Origin of the sequence: Mycoplana sp. MJR14 (assembly GCF_029210525.1) — a bacterium.
GTDB lineage: Bacteria > Pseudomonadota > Alphaproteobacteria > Rhizobiales > Rhizobiaceae > Mycoplana.
In genome coordinates this window covers 769,700-790,562 of sequence record NZ_JARGEO010000001.1, presented here as the reverse complement: position 1 = coordinate 790,562, position 20,863 = coordinate 769,700, and the positions used below count along the sequence as shown (strand labels likewise).

Below are 20,863 nucleotides of genomic sequence, written 5' to 3'. Positions count from 1 at the left end.
GGGGCACTAGGCACTCGCACACCGATCTAACCGGTGGAGAGGATCCTTCCATGATCAAGCAGTTTTCCCTCGCAGCAGTTTCGATTGCCCTGACCGCGACGTCGTCGCTTGCCGCGACCAACATCACCTGGTGGCACGGCATGGCCGGCCGCAACGGCGAGGTCATCAACGAGGTGGCGCAGAAGTTCAACGCCGCCCAGTCGGCCTGCGCGCTGACGCCGGTCTCCAAGGGCACCTACGAGGAAGCCCTTGCCTCGGGCATCGCCGCCTTCCGCTCCGGCGAGCAGCCGAACATCCTGCAGGTCTTCGATGCCGGTGCCGCGACCATCATCAACGCCAAGGGCGCGGTCGTTCCCGCCGAGGACCTGATCAAGGAAGCCGGCTACGACTTCGACCGCAACGCCTTCATCGAGGGCGTGCGCTATTTCTACGCCGACAGCGACGGCAAGTTCGTCGGCATGCCGTTCAACTCGTCCGCGCCGATCATGTACATCAACGACGAGGCGCTGAAGAAGGCCGGCGTCGAGGCGCCGAAGACCTGGGAAGAGTTCGAGCAGATCGCGCCGAAGCTGAAGGAAGCCGGCTACATCCCGCTCGTCCAGGCGCAGCTCACCTGGCAGTTCACGGAAAACTTCTTCTCGCGCAACAACATCCAGTTCGCCACCAACAACAACGGCTACGACACCGTCGTCGATACCAAGCTGAAGGTCACCGACCCGAACCTCGTCATGATGTTCGAGAAGCTGAAGGCCTGGGCCGACGAAGGCTACTTCGCCTATTACGGCGCCGGCTGGGCGGACAACCAGAAGCCGTTCGAGGAAAACAAGGTGGCCCTCTGGGTCGGCTCGTCCGGTTCCTTCGGCGGCCTGCAGAAGACCGCCCAGATGCCGTTCTCCGCGACCTTCCTGCCCTACTGGGGCTCGATCGCCGGCGCCGGCACCAATTCCTTCATCGGCGGCGCGGCCCTCTTCGCCATGGCCGGCAAGCCAGCCGAGGAAAACAAGTGCGTGGCCGACTTCTTCCAGTTCCTGACCTCGCCGGAAATCCAGAAGTTCTACCATCAGGCCACCGGCTACGTCGCCATCACCAAGGAAGCCTACGAGCTCGCCAAGTCCGAGGGCTACTACGAGAAGACCCCGGCCGCCGAAGTCGGCATCAAGCAGCTGATGCTGCCGGGCGGCGAATGGTCGAAGGGCTACCGCCTCGGCTTCTATCCGCAGATCCGCGAGATCATGGAGCGCGAGTACGGCCGCATCTTCTCCGGCGAGACCACCGTCAAGGATGCCTTCGATACGATCGAACGCGAAGGCAACGAACTGCTCGCCCGCTTCGCCAAGACGGCTGGCTGATCGGGCAGGCGGAACAGTCCGCCCCTCATCCGGCCTGCCGGCCACCTTCTCCCCGCGAGCGGGGAGAAGGACCCGCGGCGCAACGTCTCCATCCCCCCTCGCCCCGCTCGCGGGGAGAGGGCCGGGGTGAGGAGCAATCCCCAAACAAGAGGTCAGTGGCAATGGCGATGCAGACAAGTGTCACCCGCCCGCTTGAAGGCTCGACAATGAAGCGCGTCCAGTTCTCCTCGCCGCTGCTGCCCTATCTGTTCCTGGCGCCGCAGCTGGCGGTGATCGTCATCTTCTTCTACTGGCCGTCGGTGCGCGCGATCCAGTCCTCCTTCTACCTGGAGGATCCCTTCGGCTTCGGCTCGACCTTCGTCGGCCTCGACAACTATCTGGGCGTGCTGGCCAATCCGGAATATCTGGCGATCGCCCGCTTCACGGCGATCTTCACCGCCCTCGTCACCTTCTTTTCGCTGGCGCTCGGCCTGCTGCTCGCCGTCAAGGCCGATGCGGTGATCCGCGGCAACGCCACCTACAAGACGCTCTTGATCTCCGTCTATGCCATCGCCCCGCCGGTTGCCGGCCTGATCGGCATGATGTTCTTCGACCAGCACATCGGCCCCTTCGTGAAGATCGCCGCCTTCTTCGGCTGGGAGATGAAGGTGGGGCTCAGCTATTTCGACACGGCCTTCGCCATGGTCGTCATCGCCGTCTGGAAGCAGATCCCCTACAATTTCATCTTCTTCCTCTCCGGCCTGCAGGGCCTTCCGGCCTCGGTGCGCGAGGCCGCCGCGATCGACTGCCGCTCCGGCATCAAGCGCTTCTGGACCGTCATCTTCCCGCTGCTGGCGCCGACCGCCTTCTTTCTCCTGATCATCAACGTCACCTACGCGCTGTTCGACACCTTCGGCGTCATCGACGTGATGGTGAAGGACAAGGCGGCCAACAACCCGATCACGCTGGTCTACAAGGTCTACATGGACGGGTTCCGCGGCAACGACATCGGCGGTTCCTCCGCCCAGTCGGTGATCCTGATGATCGTCGTCTTCGTGCTCACCGTGCTGCAGTTCCGCTTCATCGAGCGGCGCATCCACTACACCTGAGGCGCCCATGCACCGAACCCGCATCCTCGACCATGCAGTCCTGATCCTCGGCGCCCTGTTCTTGGTGCTGCCGGTGGTCGTCGCCTTCATGACGTCGTCGCACGAGGCCGCCGCCATTCATTCCCGTGGGCTGATGCTCTCGCCCGGCGGCCATTTCGTCGAGACCTACGAAAAGGTGCTCACCCGCCAGGGCGGCTTCACCGGCCAGGTCACCGGCGCGCGAATGATGATGAATTCCTTCATCCTCGGCATCGGCTTTGCCGCCGGCAAGATCGTGCTGTCGATGCTGGCGGCCTATGCGATCGTCTATTTCCGCTTCCGCTTCGCGACACTCGCCTTCTGGGTGATCTTCACCACGCTGCTCCTGCCGCTCGAAGTGCGCATCATGCCCTCCTACGAGGTGATGAGCAGCCTCGGCCTGATCAACAGCTACACCGGCCTGATCGTGCCGCTGCTCGCCTCCGCCACCGGCACCTTCTATTTCCGCCAGTTCTTCAAGTCGGTGCCGGAGGAGCTTCTGGAGGCGGCCCGCATCGATGGTGCCGGGCCGTTCAAGTTCTTCATCGACGTGCTGGTGCCGCTGTCGAAGACGATGATCGCGGCGATCTTCATCATCATGTTCGTCTATGGCTGGAACCAGTATCTCTGGCCGATGCTGATGACGACGGACGAGCGCTTCTTCACCCTGATGCGCGGCATCAAGCAGATCCTCCAGGTCTGGATCGGCTCGCAGATCCCCGACTACAACGAGGCCTTCGCGCTGGCGGTCCTCGCCATGCTGCCGCCCGTTCTCGTCGTGGTGATCTTCCAGAGCTGGTTCATCAAGGGCCTCACCGAAAGCGACAAGTAAGGATAAGTCGATGGCAACGATCGAGATCGACAAGGTATCGAAAGTCTATCACGGCAACGTGCCGGCGGTGAGCGAGGTCGATATTTCCATCGCCGACGGCGAGTTCATCGTCCTGGTCGGCCCCTCCGGCTGCGGAAAGTCGACCTTGCTGCGCATGGTGGCCGGGCTCGAGACGATCTCGAGCGGCACGGTGCGGATCGGCGGCCGCGTCGTCAACGATGTCGAGCCGGCCGACCGCGACATCGCCATGGTCTTCCAGAACTACGCGCTCTATCCGCACATGACGGTGCGCGAAAACCTCGCCTACGGCCTGAAGAACCGCCGCACGCCGAAACCGGAAATCGAGGCGCGCGTGGCCGAGGCCGCCCGCATGCTGGAGCTCGGCCCCTATCTCGACCGCAAGCCGCGGGCGCTCTCCGGCGGCCAGCGCCAGCGCGTCGCCATGGGTCGCGCCATCGTCCGCCAGCCCTCCGCCTTCCTCTTCGACGAACCGCTCTCCAATCTGGATGCCAAGCTGCGCGTGTCCATGCGCGGCGAGATCAAGCGGCTGCAGCGCCGGGTCGGCACCACCTCGCTCTACGTCACCCACGACCAGCTCGAGGCGATGACGCTGGCCGACCGGCTCGTCGTCCTCAGCGGCGGCCGCATCGAGCAGATCGGCCGGCCGCTCGACGTCTACCACGCACCCGCCTCCACTTTCGTCGCAAGCTTCATCGGCTCGCCGGCGATGAACCTCGTGCAGGGCGAACTGCATGGCAGCCGGCTCGCGATCGGCCCGGCGCTGATCGATCTCGGCAAGGCGGTGCCGACGCAAGGGGCGGTCACCGTCGGCTTCCGCGCCGAGGACCTGCAGGTGGCTGCACCCAGCGACACAGCGGGCCACCTCGGCACCATGCCGCTGCGCGTCGACTATGTCGAGGAACTGGGCTCCCAGCGCCTCGTCCACGGCACGGTCGGCGATCAGACGGTCACCGTGGCGCTCGGCGCCGATGCGCCGCTGTCCGGCGAGATGCAGGTCGCAGTCCCGATCGGCCGGCTGCACTTCTTCGATGCCGAGACCGGCCGCCGTCTCGCCTGGTCGTCGGTCGAAGCGCACCGCACGACCACGGCTGCCGACCTCTTGGAGATCGCCCGATGATCCGCACGACCGTCCCGGCGCTCGCAGGCGCGCCGGAGGAAATCCGCGCGCAGGTCGCCACCCTGCCGCGCACGATCGAAGCCCATGACGACAGGATGGCGTCGCTGCCCTTCATGAACGCGATCGAGACCGGCGGCAGCGCCACAGCGACCGGCCCGCTCGCCTTTCCCTTCGAGGTCGCCGCGTGGAACCTGGAACGCTGCCTGTTTCCCGAGGCGACGGCGGCGCTGCTGCGGCGGGCGACCTCCGCGCCCCTCGTGCTCGTCTCGGAAATGGACAGCGGCATGGCCCGCACAGGCCAGCGCAACACGACGGCCGAACTCGCTGGCCACCTCGGCATGGCCTATGCCTATGGCGTCGAATTCCTCGAACTCGGCCTCGGCTCCGAAACCGAGCGCGAATTCTGCAAGGACGACTTCAACCTGCACGGCTTCCACGGCAACGGCCTGATGGCAAGTGTGTCGTTGAAGCAGCCCTTCCTGCTCCGCCTCGAAGGTGAGCGGCTGTGGTTCATCGACGGCGGCGACCAGCCGCGGCTCGGCGAGCGCATGGCGATCGGCGCGGTGATTGAGACCGAGGCCGGTCCCTTCGTCGCCGTCTCCGTCCACGTCGAAAGCGCCACCACGGCGGCCTATCGCGAACGCCAGGTGGTCGGCCTGATCGCCGCGCTCGACCAGGCCTTTCCCGGCCTGCCGGTCCTGATCGGCGGCGATCTCAACACCGGCAACCATGCGGGCGGCGATTTCGAGGCGGAAGGGCTGTTTCGTCAGGCGGCCGTACGCGGCTTCACCCGCCATGGCGGCCCGCTCGACGTCATGACCACGCGCCCGAGCCTGATCACCCGCTGGCCGGAGCGGGCGATGAAGCTCGACTGGTTTTTGGCCCGCGGCCTCCTCGTCGGCGAGACCCGTATCGTCTCTTCGCTCGACGAGACCGGCCGCCCGCTCTCCGACCACGACCTGATCGTCTGCAGCATCGAGGGCTTCGAGTAGGGGGGGCAGCATCAGGCGCTACCACGGGCCGTGATCGCTAAAATTGTAGCAGCCGCGTGAACGCACCTCGAACCTTCTCCTTCTATGTTCCCTGGGATGGCGAAGAGGGGACTTCGATGGTTTTGAAGCTGATGCTCGCGAGTGCGATCGGCATGGCAGTGCGCACGATCCCGGCAAGGGCCTTGCCGCCGCGGCCGCTGATCGCCGCCTCCATGGACGAGATGGAAATGGTCGATGCGCCGATCGAGCCGTCCTGGATCCTCGACGGCAAGCCGCACGCGCGCCTGGCGCTCCATTCCCGCGGCCACGACGACCAGTCGACGACGGCGATCTGGGACTGCACGGCGGGGACCTTCCGCTGGTACTTCGGCTGGGACGAGACGGTGATGATCCTGGAGGGCGCGGTGCACGTCACCGCCGAGGACGGCGCAGAGCGCACCCTGCGTGCCGGCGACATCGCCTATTTCGCCGGCAAGACCTGGGCGACCTGGCGCGTCGACACCTATGTCCGCAAGATCGCCTTCTGCCGCAAGCAGTTTCCGGCGCCCGTCACGCTGGCGCTGCGGCTGCGCGACATGATGCGCCCGGGCGGCGGTCAGGGCGGCGGCCTCGCGGCTTGATCCATCGGAAGGATTGCGACCGACGGCGCGGCCTGCGTGCTCCGCCCGTTGCGTTTGCGCGGCCCCGGTCCTAAATGTGATCGGCAATCCGTGAGGAACCATCCATGGCAAAGATCAAGAACGTCGCGGTCCAGATGGACCATGTGTCCACTGTCAACATCGCCGGCGATTCCACCTTCGCCATGAGCCTCGAGGCGCAGTCGCGCGGCTACAATCTCTTCCACTATACACCCGACAAGCTCAGCCTGCGCGACGGCAAGGTCTACGCCACCGTCGAGCCGATGCGGCTGCGCGACGTCAAGGGCGATCACTACGAACTCGGAGCGCCCGAGCGGATCGACCTTTCGACGATGGACGTGGTGTTGCTGCGCCAGGATCCGCCCTTCGACATGGCCTATATCACCTCGACACATCTGCTGGAGCGCATCCATCCGAAGACGCTGGTGGTCAACGATCCCGCCTGGGTGCGCAACTCGCCGGAAAAGATCTTCGTTACCGAATTCGCCGACCTGATGCCGGCGACGCTGATCACCCGCGACCCGGCCGAGATCCGCCGCTTCCGCGAGGAGATGGGCGACATCATCCTCAAGCCGCTCTACGGCAACGGCGGCGCCGGCGTCTTCCATTCCACCCGCGACGACCGCAACCTGTCCTCGCTGCTCGAGATGTTCGGCCAGATGTTCCGCGAGCCGTTCATCGCGCAAGCCTACCTGCCGGACGTGCGCAAGGGCGACAAGCGCATCATCCTCGTCGACGGCGAGCCGGTCGGCGCGATCAACCGCGTCCCCGCCGAACACGACAGCCGTTCGAACATGCATGTCGGCGGCCGCGCCGAGGCGACCGAACTGACGAAGCGCGAGGAGGAGATCTGCGCCCGCATCGGCCCGGCGCTGAAGGAACGTGGATTCCTGCTCGTCGGCATCGACGTCATCGGCGACTACATGACCGAGATCAACGTCACTTCGCCGACCGGCATCCGCGAGGTGAGGAAATTCGGCGGCGCCGATATCGCAAGCCTGCTGTGGGACGCGATCGAGGCGAAGCGCCAGTAGGCGGAAGCGCAACGGTCCGCCAAAGACGGGTGACCGCGCGCGGTGCCGCGCGGACGGCCGTCGCCTGTGCCTGCGGCTATTTCTGGCAGACGACGCAGCGGAAGGTCGAACGACCGGCCTGGACGATGCGGTCGATCGTGCCGCTGCAGCCGGGCGTGCGGCAGGCCTCCCCGGTGCGGTCGTACACCGAGAACGAATGCTGGAAGTAGCCGAGCGAGCCGTCGGCGCGGATATGGTCGCGCAGCGTCGAGCCGCCGGCTTCGATCGCATCCGCGATCACCGCGCGGATCGCCTCCGTCAGCCCCACCAGTTCCTTGCGCGGCTTGCCGGCAGCCGTCACCAGGCTGCCCGCGGCCCGCTCCGGCGAAAGATGCGCCCGCCACAGCGCTTCGCAGACGTAGATGTTGCCGAGCCCCGCGATCGTCTTCTGATCGAGCAGGGCCGCCTTCAGCGGCTGGCTGCGGCTGCGGAAGCGCGCCGCGAGATAGGCGGCGTCGAGCGCGTTGCCGGTCGGCTCGATGCCGAGTTCGCGCAGGTAGGGATGCTCCGACAGCGATTCGCGCCGGGCGAGATCCATGAAGCCGAACCGGCGCGGATCGTTGTAGATCACCCGCTGCGGCCCCTTCGCCGTGTCGAGGTGGAAGACGACGTGGTCGTGCCGCTCGTCCTTGCCGCGCGGGATGTGGAAATCGCCGGGGACGGTCTCCGCCTCCGGTCCGGCGACGCGGAACGAGCCGGACATGCCGAGATGGGCGATGACGACGTCGCCGCCCTCGAGGTCGACCAGGAGGTACTTCGCCCGCCGCCCGAGCGAGAGCACCTTCCGTCCCGCAAGAACCTCGGCGAAGGCTGCGGGGAAGGGGAAGCGCAGGTCGGGGCGGCGCAGTTCGGCGCGGGCGATCACCGCGCCCTCCATCACCGGCGCCAGGCCGCGCCTGACCGTTTCCACTTCCGGCAATTCCGGCATTGCGAACTCCCGATGCGATTTAACCCTGCGACGCATTTGCCGCCGCTTCGCAATTCCCTATCGCCGATCTTTATCCTATATACCAGCGCGACGATGCCGCAGGCCGGGAACCGGCCGCAGCCGGCAACCGCGGCGCGAACGGTCACGGACCGGCCGGCGGCGCAACAGCAGGAGACGGACATGAGCGATCGGGAACGCACCTCGGCGGATGGCGGCATGGAAACCTCCTACGGTTTCCGTCAGGTGGCCGCGGGCGAGAAGCAGGCGCTCGTCAACGACGTCTTCCACAAGGTCGCCAAGCGCTACGACATCATGAACGACATCATGTCTGCCGGCCTGCACCGGGCCTGGAAGGACGCGATGATTGCGGCGCTGAACCCGCGCAAGGACGCCTCCTACCGCGTTCTCGACGTCGCCGGCGGCACCGGCGATATCGCCTTCCGCATCGTCGAGGCCTCCGGCCGGCTCGCGCATGCCACCGTGCTCGACATCAACGGCTCGATGCTGGCCGTCGGCGCCGATCGCGCCGCGAAGCGGGGGCTGACGCCCAATCTCGATTTCGTCGAGGCGAACGCCGAGGAACTGCCCTTCGAGAACAATTCCTTCGACGCCTACACGATCGCCTTCGGCATCCGCAACGTGCCGCGCATCGACGTGGCGCTCTCGGAAGCCTATCGCGTGCTGAAGCGCGGCGGCCGGCTGCTGGTGCTCGAATTCTCCGAGGTCGAGGTTCCGCTGCTCGACCGCTTCTATGACGCCTGGTCGTTCAAGGCGATCCCGCAGTTCGGCAAGATGGTCACCGGCGAGGCCGAACCCTACCAGTACCTGGTCGAATCGATCCGCAAGTTTCCCGACCAGAACGACTTTGCCGAAATGATCCGGGCCGCCGGCTTTTCGCGCGTCAGTTACACCAACTACACCGGCGGTATCGCGGCCCTTCATTCCGGCTGGAAGCTCTGACACATGCCCCAGTCCGCTGACAGGCTCCGGATCGCCGGGACCCCGCCTCGCTCCGCAGCAGGCCCCGCTGATGATGCTGCCGTAACGCTTGCCGCCGGCGCCCGTGGAAAACAGTCGTTCCGCGGCTTGCGTGGTGGCGTCGCATGACCAATCCCGCCGCCTATCTCCGCCTCGCCCGCGTCGGCTGGGTGCTCGTGCGCGAGGGGGTTGTCTCGGAACTGCCGGTGCAGGAGATGCCCGCGTCCGCCCGCTTCCTTGCCGGCGTCGCCGGTCTCTTCGCCCGCAGGCGCAAGCCGGGCGAGGGCCGCAGCGCGCGACTGGCGCATGCGATCGAGCGGCTCGGGCCCTCCTACGTCAAGATGGGCCAGTTCCTGGCCACCCGTCCCGACGTCGTCGGCGTCGCGATCGCCGAGGATCTCTCGGCGCTGCAGGACCGCATGGCGACGTTCCCGATGGCCGAGGCCAAGGCCACCGTCGAGGGCTCGCTCGGCCGTCCCGTCGAGGATCTTTATGTAAGTTTCGACGAACCTATTGCGGCAGCCTCGATCGCCCAGGTGCACCCCGCCGTGGTCCGCGACAAGGACGGCGAGCGCCGCGTCGCCGTCAAGGTCATCCGCCCCGGCGTGCGCCAGCGCTTCGTCCACGACCTCCAGGCGATGTATGCTGCCTCGCACCTGCAGGAGCGGTTCTTGCCGCACACCCGCCGGCTGAAGCCGGTGGAGGTGACGCGCACGCTGGAGCAGACCACCAAGGTCGAGATGGACCTGCGGCTCGAGGCCGCCGCGCTTTCCGAACTCGGCGAGAACACCGCCGGCGATTCGGGCTTCCGCGTGCCGAAGGTCGACTGGGAGCGCACCGGCCGCGATGTCGTCACCATGGAGTGGATCGACGGCGTCAAGATGTCGGACATCGAGGGCCTGCGCGCCGCCGGCCACGACCTCAACGTGCTCGCCGATACCCTCATCCAGTCGTTCCTGCGCCATACGCTGCGCGACGGCTTCTTCCATGCCGACATGCACCAGGGCAATCTCTTCGTCGATGCGGAAGGCCACATCGTCGCCGTCGACATGGGCATCGTCGGGCGCCTCGGTCGCAAGGAGCGCCGCTTCCTCGCCGAGATCCTGTTCGGCTTCATCACCCGCGACTACGTCCGCGTGGCGAACGTCCACTTCGAAGCCGGCTACGTGCCCTCCCATCACGACGTCGCAAGCTTCGCCCAGGCGATCCGCGCCATCGGCGAGCCGATCCACGGTCAGCCTGCCGAGACCATTTCCATGGCCAAGCTGCTGACGCTTCTCTTCGAGGTGACGGAGCTCTTCGACATGGAGACCCGCACCGAGCTCGTCATGCTGCAGAAGACGATGGTCGTCGTCGAGGGCGTGGCGCGCACGCTGAACCCGCGCTTCAACATGTGGAAGGCCTCGGAGCCGGTCGTCGGCGGCTGGATCCGCGACAATCTCGGCCCGAAGCGCATCCTCGCCGACCTGCGCGACGGCGCCCATGCCGCGCTCCGCCTGGCCGAGGCCGCCCCCGAGATCGCCGCGAAGGCCGAAAAACTGTCCCTCGACCTTACTTCCATGGCCGAGAAAGGTTTCCGCTTCGACGAGGCCACGGCGGAAGCGATCGGCAAGTCGGAAGCCCGGCACGGCCGCTCGGGCCGCGTCGCGCTATGGGTGATTGCCGCTGCACTCGTCTATATCGCCTGGGCCATAGGTTAGCATCGGCTTACCTTCGCCGCCTTTCGTGCCGCACCGCATGCTGCGGCGCAGCACGCCTGTCCCACATCGATCCGGCGCCGGGATGAACCGAAGGACCTCGACCTGGACCGCATGCGGGGCGGCCGCATCCGCTTGACCCGGGCAGGGCGCGACATACATTGCCGCCATGGCTGAGCTTGAGCATTCCGGGGAACAGAATTCGATGATAGCGGCGCTGCGCCGTCGTCTGCGCGGCCTCTATTTCGGCAGCGACCCTCGTTCCATCGCCTTCCAGTTCGCCATGATGACGATCGATCTCGCCATCATCGTCTTCTTCCTGATGGGGCCCTATCTTCGCGCCGGCAACGCCTATCTGCTGGTCGACTACGTCGTCGCCGTCATCATCGCCTTCGAGATCGTGGCCCGCGTGCTGGTGGCGCCCAGCTTCCGCTACTGGCTCGGCAGGCCGATGAACTGGGTGGATCTGTTCATCCTCGCCACGCTGCTGTTTCCCAATCAGCTCGCCAACTTCGCCTTCCTGCGCGCCTTGCGCATCTGGTCGGTCAGCCAGAGCCGGCTGTTCTCGCTGATCCTGCGGCGGCAGGGCCTTTCCGACTACGAGGATACGATCCAGGCCTGCGTCAATTTCCTCGTGTTCCTCTTCCTCGTCACGGGGTTCGTCTATTCGACCTTCTTCTACGGCGACAACGTCAGCGGCTTCGTCGACGCGCTCTATTTCACCGTCGCCACCGTGACCACCACCGGCTTCGGCGACATCACCCTGCCCGGCACGCTCGGCAAGCTCACCTCGATCGTCACTATGATCATCGGCATCTCGCTGTTCGTGCGGCTGGCGCAGACGATCGTGCGTCCGCACAAGGTGTCGTTCTCCTGTCCGCAATGCGGCCTCCAGCGCCACGACGCCGATGCCGTGCACTGCAAGGCCTGCGGCCACGTGCTGAACATCCCCGACGAGGGCTCGTGACGGCGGCCCACGCCCGGAGGATCGCACGGCCGCTTGGAAACGGGCGGAGAAGGCGGTAGGAACGCAACAGACCTCATTCCGCCGGAGCGGCACATGACCCTGCCCATGACGTTGAAGGACAAGCGCATTCTCCTGATCATTTCCGGCGGGATCGCGGCCTACAAGAGCCTCGACCTGATCCGCCGCCTGCGCGAGCGGGGCGCAAGCGTGATCCCGCTGATGACCGCCGGCGCGCAGCAGTTCGTCACCCCGCTCGCCGTCGGTGCCCTGTCCGCGGGCCATGTCTTCACCGACCTGTTTTCGCGTGAGGACGAGCAGGATGTCGGGCATATCCGGCTGGCGCGTGATTGCGACCTCGTGCTCGTCGCGCCTGCCACGGCCGACCTGATGGCCAAGATGGCGAACGGCCTGGCCGACGACCTCGCCTCGACCGTGCTTCTGGCGACCGACCGCCCGGTGCTGATCGCGCCGGCGATGAACCCCAGGATGTGGGCGCATCCGGCGACGCTGCGCAACGCCGAGACGCTGGCTGGCGACGGCATCCGGTTCGTGGGGCCGAATGCGGGCGAGATGGCGGAGGGCGGCGAGGCCGGGCTCGGGCGCATGGCCGAGCCGTTGGAAATCGTCGCAGCCGTCGAGGCCCGCCTCGGTGGCGGCGGACATCCGGCGGCTGGTCCGCTCGCCGGCAGGAAGGCGATCGTCACCTCCGGCCCGACGCATGAGCCGATCGATCCGGTGCGCTACATCGCCAACCGCTCGTCCGGCCGCCAGGGCCATGCGATCGCAGCCGCGCTGGCCAAGCTCGGTGCCGATGTCACGCTCGTTTCCGGGCCGGTCGAGATCGCCGATCCTGCGGGCGTTTCGACCATCCATGTCGAGCGGGCGGAAGAGATGCTGAACGCCGTTCTCGCCGGCCTGCCGGCCGACATCGCCGTCATGGTCGCAGCAGTCGCCGACTGGCGCGTCGCGGCCACGGCGGGCGAGAAGATCAAGAAGAAGCCCGGCGAGGCGCCGCCGCCGCTGAAGCTTGCAGAAAACCCCGACATTCTGAAGACGATCGGCCACCATGCGCTCCGGCCGAAGCTGGTCATCGGCTTTGCGGCCGAGACCCAGGACCTCGAGGCGAATGCGCGCGAAAAGCTGAAGCGCAAGGGCGCCGACCTGATCGTCGCCAATGACGTCTCGCCGGCAACCGGCATCATGGGCGGCAGCCGCAACAGCGTGCGCATCGTTTCGAAAGGCGGCATCGACGCCTGGCCCGACCTCACGAAGGAGGATGTGGCCGAGCGGCTCGCGGCGCTGATCGCCGAAAGGCTGGCGGCCCTGTCTTAGGGTATCGGATCGCCGAGGCGCTGCGATCAGCCGGCGACGGCGAGTTCCGGCCCTGTGTGCCCCGTCTGCGGCGCCGGGCGCCCGGCTGGCGCGAACAGGCGGACATCGACGCCGTCCTCGCCGAGCACGACGGCGCTGCCGTCCGGGATTTCGACCCAGCTGTCGGTGTCGTCGTTCAGCGGCTCGGAGACGAGGCAATAGCCGCCGGCTCCGCCCATCGGCGCGGCGTAGAGCGTCGGCGCCCGCAGGTCGGTGGCGTAGCGGACGGCATAGAGCGTGCGACCGTCCGACAGCGCGGCGGTGAAGCGGACCAGCACCCGGCGTTCCAGGTGCCGCGCCAGCCGCTCGACGAAGGCGATCGTCTCGGCGACGGCGGCGAGCGGGTCCTCCGCCAGGCCGAACTGCAGGGCGAGCAGGAACAGCAGTTCCGAATCCGTCGCCCCGGTCCGGGCCGCATAGAGGTCGTTGTCGAGCATCGTTTCCATCGGCCGGCGCAGGTGCTCGAAATCGGCGATCTGGCCGTTGTGCATGAAGGACCAGACGCCGTGGACGAAGGGATGGCAGTTGTCGCGCCGCGTGCCGCCGCCGGTCGCCGCCCGCACATGGGCGAGGAACAGGGGCGAGCGGATCTGCCGGGCGATGCTCTTCAGGTTGCAGTCCGACCAGGCCGGCAGGATGTCGCGATAGCGTCCGGGTTCCGGCCGCTCGCCGTACCAGGCGATGCCGAAGCCGTCGCCATTGGTCGCCGTCTTGGCGCGGGTCGCGCAATGGGACTGCTCGATCAGCGAATGCGCGGGCGAGGAGACGAGCTCCTCCAGAAAGAGCGGTTCACCGCGATAGGCTGCCCAACGGCACATAGGTTCGACTCGCTTGGCTGCCGGCCGGAACGGCCGAAGGGGAGGAATGCATGTGCTCCTGCGAGAATCATCGAAAAAGGGTAAAATTGCGTTAACGGAGGTAAATGGCGCGGAAACCATTTGCCCCATGGCGGGCCAGCCCCCCGATCAGGGCGCGGACCGGCCGGAGAGCGCGCACTGAAACGGCATGGGAGGCCGGGATGCGGATCGACGGGCAATGCCACTGCGGACACATCGCCTACGAGGCGGAGATCGATCCCGACCGCGTCTCGATCTGCCATTGCAGGGACTGTCAGCAGATGACGGGGGCCGCCTACCGGGTCACCGCTGCCGCCAGGGCAGAGGACTTTCGCCTGACGCGCGGCACGCCGACAGTCTATGTGAAGACCGGCGACAGCGGCGGCCGCAGCTTCCAGCATTTTTGCCCGAAATGCGGTTCGCCTTGCTATCGCACCGGCGAGGACGAGGACGCGGACGAGGTCGGCATCCGGGTGGGAACGATCAACCAGCGCCGCGATCTTGTGCCGAAGCGCCAGATCTGGTGCCGCTCGGCCTTGCCATGGGCCCTGGACATCGCCGGCCTGCCATCCCGCGATGAGGAATGACGGCGCTGCTTGTGCTTTAAGCGCACCCGGTTCGGGCACAGCCCGTCGGGGGGATACGCTGGACAAGGCCCGTCCGCGGGTATTAAATTATGAAGCATCAATATAATGGTGCGTGCAGCGGAGGACGTCGTGATGAGCGTCGATTGGAAGCTCCAGGGCCGCGAATTCATTCATTGCAACTGCACCTATGGCTGTCCCTGCCAGTTCAATGCGCTGCCCACCCAGGGCAAGTGCCATGCGGTCGGCGCGATCGAGATCGAGGACGGCTTTCACGGTTCGACGCGCCTCGATGGCCTGAAGATCGCGATGATCGTCGCCTGGCCCGGCGCGATCCACGAGGGCGGCGGCCAGTGCGTGCCGATCGTGGACGAACGCGCGACGCCGGAGCAGCGCGAGGCCCTGCTGCGCATCATGAGCGGGGAGGACACGGAGCCCGGCGCCACCTTCTTCGCCGTGTTCGCCACCACCTTCGACACCGTGCACGAGCCGGTGTTCACGCGCATCGACTTCACGGTCGATGTCGACGGCCGCACCGCGCGCGTGGAGATCCCCGGCTGGATCGATGCCCGGGCCGAGCCCATCCGCAATCCCGTCACCGGCGAGGAGCATCATGTCCGCATCAACCTGCCGCACGGCTTCGAATACGACATGTGCGAAGTCGGTCGCGGCTGGGCGGAAACGAAGGGGCCGATTGTGCTGTCCCTGTCCGACAGCCACGCCCATTTCAGCAGGCTGCACATGACCGGCGCCGGCGTCGTCCACTAGGCCGGAGCCCGGGGGCGCCATGGGGGATCCGGCACTCGACAGGCTGCTCAAGCGCGACCGCACGATCGTTGCCCTGTGTCTCGCAGCGATGACGGTGCTGGCCTGGCTCTACCTCCTCTCGCTCGCCCGCTCGATGGGCGCGCCGCCGCCCGTGGATGGCGCCGGCACGATGGACGGCATGCCCGGCATGGAGGGAATGCAGGGAATGGAGACGATGCCGGGCATGGACATGTCCGGCATGGCCATGGGGCCGGCCGCTCCCGCCGGCTGGACCACCGACGACACGGCCCTGGTGGTGGCCATGTGGCTCGTGATGATGGTGGGCATGATGCTGCCGTCGGCCTCGCCGATGATCCTGCTCTATGCCAGGGTCGGGCGGCATGCGGCCGCGAAGGGCACGCCGGTCGCGGCGACCGGGATCTTCTGCGCCGGCTATCTGGCGATCTGGTTCCTGTTCTCGCTCGCCGCCGCCCTCGGCCAGTGGCTGCTGGAACGGGCGCTGCTGCTGACGCCGATGATGGAGAGCGCCAGTCCCTTCCTGAGCGGCGTGCTTCTCGTGGTCGCCGGCCTGTACCAATGGACGCCGCTGAAGAGCGCCTGCCTCGGCAAATGCCGCGCACCGGCCGCCTTCCTGCAAGCCGCGGGCGGCTTCAGGCGCGATGCGGGCGGCGCCTTCCTGATGGGCATGCGGCACGGTGCCTATTGCGTCGGCTGCTGCTGGCCGCTGATGCTGCTGCTGTTCGTCGGCGGTGTGATGAACATCCTCTGGATCGCCGTCATTGCCATCTTCGTGCTGGCGGAGAAGCTTCTGCCGGGCGGCGACCGGATGGGCCGTGCCGCCGGGGTGCTCCTGGCAGCGGCCGGCCTCTGGCTGACGGCGCGCGGGCTCTGGCCGGGCTGACATGTGTCAGGCGGGCACAGGTGCCCGCCCGTCCAGGACGCCTCACGCCGCCTTGGCGACGTGATACTCCTTGATCGCGGCCATCTTGATCGCCGGATAGCGTTCGGCCTCGTAGCGCAGCGAAAACGAATCCTGCGCCAGAAACACCGGGTCGCCGTCGAGGTCGCGGGCGATGTCGCCGCGCCGGGCGGTGACGAACTTGTCGAGGTCGGCGGCATTGTCCGCCGAGATCCAGCGGCAGACGGAGAAGCGCGACATCTCGAAGGATACCGGCAGGCCATACTCCGCCTGCAGCCGTTCCTTCAGCACGTCGAGCTGCAGCGCGCCGACGACGCCGACGATCGCCGGCGAACCGTCGTCGGGCGAAAACAGCTGGACGACGCCTTCCTCGGCCATCTGGTGCAGCGCTTCCTTCAGCTTCTTCGCCTTCATCGCGTCCTCCAGGCGAACGCGGCGAAGGATTTCCGGTGAGAAGTTCGGCACGCCTTCGAACACCAGCGCCTCGCCTTCCGTCAGCGTGTCGCCGATGCGCAGGGTGCCGTGGTTGGGGATGCCGACCACGTCGCCGGCATAGGCGGTGTCTGCCAGCTGGCGCTGCGAGGCGAAGAAGAACTGCGGCGCGGTCAGCCCAAGCTGCTTGCCGGTGCGCGACAGCCGCGCCTTCATACCGCGCTCCAGCTTGCCGGAGCAGACGCGGGCGAAGGCGATGCGGTCGCGGTGGTTCGGATCCATGTTCGCCTGGATCTTGAAGACGAAGGCGGTCATCCGGTCTTCCGCCGCATGCACGGTCCGGACATCCGCCACCTGGTCGCGCGGCGGCGGGGCGAAGGCGCCGAGCGCGTTGATCAGGTCACGCACGCCGAAGTTCCTGAGCGCCGAGCCGAAGAACACCGGCGTCAAGTGCCCCTCGAGGAAGGCCTTCTTGTCGAACGGCTTGCAGGCCTCGATCGCGAGCGTCAGCTCGTCGATAAAGGCCTCGCGCTCGTTTTCCGGCAGGCGGTGCGAAGCCATCTCCGGATCGTTGACCCGGGTCAGCCGCTCCTGGGTGTCGGAGCCGCGCACCTCGTTGGTCGACAGGTGATAGGAGCCGCAGAAGGTCTTGGAGCGGCCGATCGGCCAGGTGACCGGCGCACAGTCGAGCGCCAGCTTCTCCTCGACCTCGTCGAGGATCTCGAAGGGGTCGCGGCTCTCGCGGTCCATCTTGTTGACGAAGGTGATGATCGGGATGTCGCGCATGCGGCAGACCTCGAACAGCTTCAGCGTCCGAGGCTCGATGCCCTTGGCGGCGTCGATCACCATGACGGCCGCATCCACCGCCGTCAGCGTGCGGTAGGTATCGTCGGCGAAATCCTCGTGGCCGGGCGTGTCGAGGATGTTGAAGACGTTGCCTTCGTATTCGAAGGTCATCACCGAGGTGACGACCGAGATGCCGCGCTCGCGCTCGATCTTCATCCAGTCCGATCGGGTCTGGATCCTGTCCTTCTTTGCCTTGACCTCGCCGGCGAGCTGGATCGCGCCGCCGAACAGCAAGAGCTTCTCGGTCAGCGTCGTCTTGCCCGCGTCCGGGTGGGCGATAATAGCAAAGGTGCGGCGGCGGGAGACCGCCTCGGCGAGACTTTCGGCCATGTCGTGAAAATCCTCTTGGTCGGGCGCTATGTAGCGGTTTCGTGGAAAACTTTCAATTCGCGTTTGACCCCGGCTGCCGGCCGCCGCGAGCACGGCCCGCCGCCGGTTGGCAATCCGTCGTGGAAAACGTGCCGGCCGCATTGACCGTGCCGACAGCGGGTCGGCTAATGGGGAATGAACATCCGACACGATCCCCATCCGACCCTGAACCTCGTCCGCCTGCCGCATGGCGCCGGTCTCGACCTGCCGTCTTACGAGACGGCGGGTGCCGCCGGCATGGATCTGCGCGCCGCGGTCGGCGACGGCGCGCCGCTTGTGCTTTCGCCGGGCCAGCGCGCCCTGGTGCCGACCGGTTTCGTCTTCGAGATTCCGGCGGGCTACGAGGCGCAGGTGCGGCCGCGCTCCGGCCTCGCCTTCAAGCACGGCATCACCTGCCTGAACACGCCCGGCACCATCGACAGCGACTATCGCGGCGAAGTGAAGGTGCTGCTGGTCAATCTCGGCGAGGCGGATTTTGCGATCGAGCGCGGCATGCGCATCGCCCAGATGGTGATTGCCCCCGTCGTGCAGGCAAGGGTCTGCGAGGTCGCCGAGGCGGGTGCGACCGAGCGCGGCGCCGGCGGCTTCGGCTCGACCGGGGTGTAGCGACGGTGGCCGGCGCATGACCGGCGACCGCGCCGGGCTCACCTATCGCGAGGACTGTTTCGACGATCCTGGCGGCTGGGCGGCGGTGAAGGCACTGCTTCTCACTGTCTTCGACGTCGATGTCAGCCCGCTGGAGCGGATGGGCGGGCGCGACCGGACACTGATGTCCTCGGCCTGGTTCGACGGCAGCGGCCGATGCGTGGCCAACCTGTCGGCTTTTGCGATGCCGCTTCTGATCGACGGTCGGCCGGTCGACGCCGCCGGGCTGCAGTCCGGCGCGGTCCTGCCGGAGTACCGTGGACGGGGCCTGTTTCGCGCCCTTCTCCGCCGCACGCTGCAGCGATGCGAGGAACGGGGGTTCGAGGCGATCGTCCTCTATACCGACAAGCCGGAGCTCTACGCGCCCCATGGCTTCGCCGTCCTGCCGGAGCACCGCTTCGTCGGCCCGGCGCCGGCACCGGCTGCGGTCGATGCGAAGCCGTCCACCCGTGTGCTCGACATGGCCGATGCGGGCGACCTGTCGCTTCTTCGAGACCTGCTGGAGGCGCGGGAACCGGTCTCGTCCCGCTTTGCGGTTTGCCGGAATACGCAGACCTTCCTGCTCAACACCGCGCTCGTCGAGGACATGACGCTGAGCTTCCTGCCGGAATATTCGGCCGTCGTCGCCTGGCGGCAGCAGCGGGCAGGCGAAACGTTCGCATTGCTGGACGTGGTCGGTGCCCGCATTCCCACGCTCGCCAGCATATTGCAGGCGCTCGCATTACAGCCGCAGAGGGTCGCGGTCCTGTTCCCGCCGGACCGGATGGCCTGGACGGGCGACAGTCTCGCCGAAGACGGCGATCTGCGCTTCATGATGCGCGGCGGCCCGGTGCCGACCGGGCCTTTCCGGCTTTCGCCCATGGCGGAGTTCTGAGCAGGCGACGGCGCGCCTGATGCCGGTCAGAGGGCCGGCAAGCGCCGCTTCACCGGCGTGGACTTGACGATGGACGTGTTGGTCTGCGCGCGCTCGGCGATGCCGTCGAGCAGCATGTCCAGCTCTTCCATGCTGCGTAGCTGGAGACGCACGATGAAGCAGTCGTCCCCGGTGACCTTGTCGCACTCGACGCATTGCGGCATCTCCTGGATCAGCCGCTCGACGATGTGCAACTGGCCCGGCATCGGCCGCACCCGCACGATTGCCTGGAGCGCATAGCCGAGCGTGCGGGCATTGACGTCGATGGTGAAGCCGCCGATCACGCCGCGCTCCTCGAGCTTGCGCAGCCGCTCCGCGACGCTCGGAGACGAAAGCTCGGTGGCGGCCGCCAGCTCCTTCAGCGAAAGCCGCCCGTTTTCTGCCAGCAGCGACAGCAGCCGCCTGTCGGTGTCGTCCAGGGTCATGAAACATTTCTCACGAGATCGCCTCACATAATAAGGCTAGAATGGGGATCATCCTAATTAAAATCATGGAAGCGATCAATGCGGACTTTTATTCTGGCCGCCTTGTTTGAAAGGATCGAGACCATGGACAGAACCACCCGTAAAGGCGCACTCGAGATGACGGCGGCCATGCTGATTTCGGGAACGATCGGCCTGTTCGTCCTGGCTTCCCATCAGCCCGTGATCAACGTCGTCTTCTGGCGCTGCGCGATCGGCGCGGTGTGCCTGGCGCTGGTGTGCGGCTATCTCGGCTATCTGCGCTCTGGCCTTCTGACCGGACGCCGTCTCGCCATCGCCGTCGCCGGCGGCGTCGCCATCGTCGCCAACTGGGTCCTGCTCTTTGCGGCCTATCCGCTGGCATCGATCTCGATCGCGACGACCGTCTACAACACCCAGCCCTTCATGCTGCTGGGCCTCGGCGCGCTGTTTCTCGGCGAAAGGATCACCGCGACCAAGCTGTTCTGGCTCACGCTGTCGTTTGCCGGCATGGTTGCGATCGTGCAGGCGGGGCCGGGCGGCGGCGGCAGCGAATACGCACTCGGGATCGCCCTGTCCCTCGGCGCGGCCTTCTTCTATGCGCTCGCCGCGATCGCGGCCAAGGGCCTGAAGGGCACCCCGCCGCATCTGATCGCGCTCGTCCAGGTCTGCACTGGCACGGTCCTCCTGGCGCCGCTTGCGGATTTTTCCACAATGCCGGCCACGGCTTCGGCCTGGTCCAGCATCGCCGCCCTCGGTCTGGTGCATACGGGGCTGATGTATGTCCTGCTCTACGGCGCGATCCAGAAGCTGCCGACGCACATCACCGGCGCTCTCTCCTTCCTCTATCCGGTCGCAGCGATCGCGACCGATCGGCTTGCGCTCGGGCACGCGCTCGAGCCCGTGCAGGTCGCCGGCGCGGCGGTGATCCTGCTGGCGGCGATGGGGATGAACCTCGGCTGGTCGCCGGGGCGGCTCTTCCGGGGCGCACCGGTGTCGCGCTAGCTTTCCGGCAACAACCGGCCGCCCTGCGGCGGCCGGA

Annotated in this window: 21 protein-coding genes; 17 read left to right on the top strand and 4 right to left on the bottom strand. The window is 66.8% G+C overall.

What is annotated here, in order from left to right:
• Positions 1 to 50 precede the first annotated feature (50 nt).
• The 7 genes from P0086_RS03875 (at position 51) to gshB (ending at position 7,089) form a co-directional block, all read left to right on the top strand.
• Positions 51 to 1,349 carry an extracellular solute-binding protein gene (locus P0086_RS03875; protein ID WP_275782584.1) on the top strand — a complete coding sequence of 433 codons (1,299 nt, stop codon included), beginning with the start codon at positions 51 to 53 and terminating at the stop codon, positions 1,347 to 1,349.
• 206 nt (positions 1,350 to 1,555) lie between these two features.
• On the top strand, positions 1,556 to 2,437 hold the full coding sequence (locus tag P0086_RS03870) for an ABC transporter permease subunit (protein ID WP_112600037.1): 882 nt from the start codon (positions 1,556 to 1,558) through the stop codon (positions 2,435 to 2,437).
• Between the two features lie 7 nt (positions 2,438 to 2,444).
• Positions 2,445 to 3,287 (top strand): sn-glycerol-3-phosphate ABC transporter permease UgpE, encoded by an 843-nt coding sequence (ugpE, locus tag P0086_RS03865; RefSeq protein ID WP_112600036.1) that lies wholly within the window; start codon positions 2,445 to 2,447, stop codon positions 3,285 to 3,287.
• Between the two features lie 10 nt (positions 3,288 to 3,297).
• Complete coding sequence (locus tag P0086_RS03860; protein WP_275782581.1) at positions 3,298 to 4,425, top strand: sn-glycerol-3-phosphate import ATP-binding protein UgpC; 1,128 nt, start codon at positions 3,298 to 3,300, stop codon at positions 4,423 to 4,425.
• Positions 4,422 to 5,417 carry an endonuclease gene (locus P0086_RS03855; RefSeq protein WP_275782579.1) on the top strand — a complete coding sequence of 332 codons (996 nt, stop codon included), beginning with the start codon at positions 4,422 to 4,424 and terminating at the stop codon, positions 5,415 to 5,417. Before P0086_RS03860 ends, P0086_RS03855 begins: the two co-directional genes overlap by 4 nt.
• Before the next feature lie 116 nt (positions 5,418 to 5,533).
• On the top strand, positions 5,534 to 6,037 hold the full coding sequence (locus tag P0086_RS03850; RefSeq protein ID WP_112609074.1) for a cupin domain-containing protein: 504 nt from the start codon (positions 5,534 to 5,536) through the stop codon (positions 6,035 to 6,037).
• Positions 6,038 to 6,141: 104 nt separating this feature from the next.
• Complete coding sequence (gene gshB / locus P0086_RS03845; RefSeq protein ID WP_275782574.1) at positions 6,142 to 7,089, top strand: glutathione synthase; 948 nt, start codon at positions 6,142 to 6,144, stop codon at positions 7,087 to 7,089.
• A 76-nt stretch (positions 7,090 to 7,165) separates the two neighbouring features.
• On the opposite strand, the gene mutM is transcribed toward gshB, so the two are convergent.
• Positions 7,166 to 8,056 carry a bifunctional DNA-formamidopyrimidine glycosylase/DNA-(apurinic or apyrimidinic site) lyase gene (gene mutM, locus P0086_RS03840; RefSeq protein WP_275782572.1) on the bottom strand — a complete coding sequence of 297 codons (891 nt, stop codon included), beginning with the start codon at positions 8,054 to 8,056 and terminating at the stop codon, positions 7,166 to 7,168.
• A 180-nt stretch (positions 8,057 to 8,236) separates the two neighbouring features.
• Between mutM and ubiE the strand changes: the two genes are divergently transcribed.
• From ubiE to coaBC, 4 genes are all read left to right on the top strand, one after another.
• Entirely contained in the window at positions 8,237 to 9,016 is a 780-nt protein-coding gene (gene ubiE / locus P0086_RS03835; protein WP_112600115.1) for a bifunctional demethylmenaquinone methyltransferase/2-methoxy-6-polyprenyl-1,4-benzoquinol methylase UbiE, read from the top strand.
• Between the two features lie 143 nt (positions 9,017 to 9,159).
• Positions 9,160 to 10,734: a 2-polyprenylphenol 6-hydroxylase gene (gene ubiB / locus P0086_RS03830; protein WP_112609080.1), complete on the top strand. Its 1,575-nt coding sequence runs from the start codon at positions 9,160 to 9,162 to the stop codon at positions 10,732 to 10,734.
• 202 nt (positions 10,735 to 10,936) lie between these two features.
• Positions 10,937 to 11,698 (top strand): ion channel, encoded by a 762-nt coding sequence (locus P0086_RS03825; protein ID WP_275782567.1) that lies wholly within the window; start codon positions 10,937 to 10,939, stop codon positions 11,696 to 11,698.
• 105 nt (positions 11,699 to 11,803) lie between these two features.
• Positions 11,804 to 13,030, top strand: a complete 1,227-nt coding sequence (gene coaBC / locus P0086_RS03820) for a bifunctional phosphopantothenoylcysteine decarboxylase/phosphopantothenate--cysteine ligase CoaBC (RefSeq protein ID WP_275782823.1) — start codon at positions 11,804 to 11,806, stop codon at positions 13,028 to 13,030.
• Positions 13,031 to 13,056: 26 nt separating this feature from the next.
• Here the strand turns inward: coaBC and P0086_RS03815 are convergent, their stop codons facing one another.
• Positions 13,057 to 13,887 (bottom strand): class II glutamine amidotransferase, encoded by an 831-nt coding sequence (locus P0086_RS03815; protein ID WP_148149281.1) that lies wholly within the window; start codon positions 13,885 to 13,887, stop codon positions 13,057 to 13,059.
• Positions 13,888 to 14,087: 200 nt separating this feature from the next.
• Here P0086_RS03815 and P0086_RS03810 point away from each other — a divergent pair, with 200 nt between their 5' ends.
• The 3 genes from P0086_RS03810 to P0086_RS03800 all read left to right on the top strand — a co-directional run bounded on the left by P0086_RS03810 (position 14,088) and on the right by P0086_RS03800 (position 16,158).
• Complete coding sequence (locus P0086_RS03810) at positions 14,088 to 14,492, top strand: GFA family protein (RefSeq protein ID WP_275782564.1); 405 nt, start codon at positions 14,088 to 14,090, stop codon at positions 14,490 to 14,492.
• Positions 14,493 to 14,621: 129 nt separating this feature from the next.
• Positions 14,622 to 15,257 carry a DUF1326 domain-containing protein gene (locus P0086_RS03805; RefSeq protein ID WP_275782562.1) on the top strand — a complete coding sequence of 212 codons (636 nt, stop codon included), beginning with the start codon at positions 14,622 to 14,624 and terminating at the stop codon, positions 15,255 to 15,257.
• 19 nt (positions 15,258 to 15,276) lie between these two features.
• Positions 15,277 to 16,158 (top strand): DUF2182 domain-containing protein, encoded by an 882-nt coding sequence (locus P0086_RS03800; RefSeq protein ID WP_275782559.1) that lies wholly within the window; start codon positions 15,277 to 15,279, stop codon positions 16,156 to 16,158.
• A 42-nt stretch (positions 16,159 to 16,200) separates the two neighbouring features.
• Here the strand turns inward: P0086_RS03800 and P0086_RS03795 are convergent, their stop codons facing one another.
• Positions 16,201 to 17,784 (bottom strand): peptide chain release factor 3, encoded by a 1,584-nt coding sequence (locus P0086_RS03795; protein ID WP_112600025.1) that lies wholly within the window; start codon positions 17,782 to 17,784, stop codon positions 16,201 to 16,203.
• A gap of 174 nt (positions 17,785 to 17,958) precedes the next feature.
• Here P0086_RS03795 and dut point away from each other — a divergent pair, with 174 nt between their 5' ends.
• Together dut and P0086_RS03785 are read left to right on the top strand one after the other, a co-directional pair.
• Entirely contained in the window at positions 17,959 to 18,429 is a 471-nt protein-coding gene (gene dut, locus P0086_RS03790) for a dUTP diphosphatase (RefSeq protein WP_275782556.1), read from the top strand.
• A gap of 16 nt (positions 18,430 to 18,445) precedes the next feature.
• Positions 18,446 to 19,342, top strand: coding sequence for a GNAT family N-acetyltransferase (locus tag P0086_RS03785; protein WP_275782554.1), 897 nt, complete (start codon positions 18,446 to 18,448; stop codon positions 19,340 to 19,342).
• Positions 19,343 to 19,368: 26 nt separating this feature from the next.
• Here the strand turns inward: P0086_RS03785 and P0086_RS03780 are convergent, their stop codons facing one another.
• On the bottom strand, positions 19,369 to 19,806 hold the full coding sequence (locus P0086_RS03780) for an Lrp/AsnC family transcriptional regulator (protein WP_112609096.1): 438 nt from the start codon (positions 19,804 to 19,806) through the stop codon (positions 19,369 to 19,371).
• A gap of 123 nt (positions 19,807 to 19,929) precedes the next feature.
• Between P0086_RS03780 and P0086_RS03775 the strand changes: the two genes are divergently transcribed.
• Positions 19,930 to 20,826 carry a DMT family transporter gene (locus tag P0086_RS03775; protein WP_275782550.1) on the top strand — a complete coding sequence of 299 codons (897 nt, stop codon included), beginning with the start codon at positions 19,930 to 19,932 and terminating at the stop codon, positions 20,824 to 20,826.
• Positions 20,827 to 20,863: the final 37 nt, after the last annotated feature.

Excerpts from the sequence above, each read along its gene's own strand:
- P0086_RS03875 (WP_275782584.1), top strand. The coding sequence starts at position 51 with ATGATCAAGCAGTTTTCCCTCGCAGCAGTTTCGATTGCCCTGACCGCG.
- P0086_RS03870 (WP_112600037.1), top strand. The coding sequence starts at position 1,556 with ATGAAGCGCGTCCAGTTCTCCTCGCCGCTGCTGCCCTATCTGTTCCTG.
- ugpE (WP_112600036.1), top strand. The coding sequence starts at position 2,445 with ATGCACCGAACCCGCATCCTCGACCATGCAGTCCTGATCCTCGGCGCC.
- P0086_RS03860 (WP_275782581.1), top strand. The coding sequence starts at position 3,298 with ATGGCAACGATCGAGATCGACAAGGTATCGAAAGTCTATCACGGCAAC.
- P0086_RS03855 (WP_275782579.1), top strand. The coding sequence starts at position 4,422 with ATGATCCGCACGACCGTCCCGGCGCTCGCAGGCGCGCCGGAGGAAATC.
- P0086_RS03850 (WP_112609074.1), top strand. The coding sequence starts at position 5,534 with ATGGTTTTGAAGCTGATGCTCGCGAGTGCGATCGGCATGGCAGTGCGC.
- gshB (WP_275782574.1), top strand. The coding sequence starts at position 6,142 with ATGGCAAAGATCAAGAACGTCGCGGTCCAGATGGACCATGTGTCCACT.
- mutM (WP_275782572.1), bottom strand. The coding sequence starts at position 8,056 with ATGCCGGAATTGCCGGAAGTGGAAACGGTCAGGCGCGGCCTGGCGCCG.
- ubiE (WP_112600115.1), top strand. The coding sequence starts at position 8,237 with ATGAGCGATCGGGAACGCACCTCGGCGGATGGCGGCATGGAAACCTCC.
- ubiB (WP_112609080.1), top strand. The coding sequence starts at position 9,160 with ATGACCAATCCCGCCGCCTATCTCCGCCTCGCCCGCGTCGGCTGGGTG.
- P0086_RS03825 (WP_275782567.1), top strand. The coding sequence starts at position 10,937 with ATGATAGCGGCGCTGCGCCGTCGTCTGCGCGGCCTCTATTTCGGCAGC.
- coaBC (WP_275782823.1), top strand. The coding sequence starts at position 11,804 with ATGACGTTGAAGGACAAGCGCATTCTCCTGATCATTTCCGGCGGGATC.
- P0086_RS03815 (WP_148149281.1), bottom strand. The coding sequence starts at position 13,887 with ATGTGCCGTTGGGCAGCCTATCGCGGTGAACCGCTCTTTCTGGAGGAG.
- P0086_RS03810 (WP_275782564.1), top strand. The coding sequence starts at position 14,088 with ATGCGGATCGACGGGCAATGCCACTGCGGACACATCGCCTACGAGGCG.
- P0086_RS03800 (WP_275782559.1), top strand. The coding sequence starts at position 15,277 with ATGGGGGATCCGGCACTCGACAGGCTGCTCAAGCGCGACCGCACGATC.
- P0086_RS03795 (WP_112600025.1), bottom strand. The coding sequence starts at position 17,784 with ATGGCCGAAAGTCTCGCCGAGGCGGTCTCCCGCCGCCGCACCTTTGCT.
- dut (WP_275782556.1), top strand. The coding sequence starts at position 17,959 with ATGAACATCCGACACGATCCCCATCCGACCCTGAACCTCGTCCGCCTG.
- P0086_RS03785 (WP_275782554.1), top strand. The coding sequence starts at position 18,446 with ATGACCGGCGACCGCGCCGGGCTCACCTATCGCGAGGACTGTTTCGAC.
- P0086_RS03780 (WP_112609096.1), bottom strand. The coding sequence starts at position 19,806 with ATGACCCTGGACGACACCGACAGGCGGCTGCTGTCGCTGCTGGCAGAA.
- P0086_RS03775 (WP_275782550.1), top strand. The coding sequence starts at position 19,930 with ATGGACAGAACCACCCGTAAAGGCGCACTCGAGATGACGGCGGCCATG.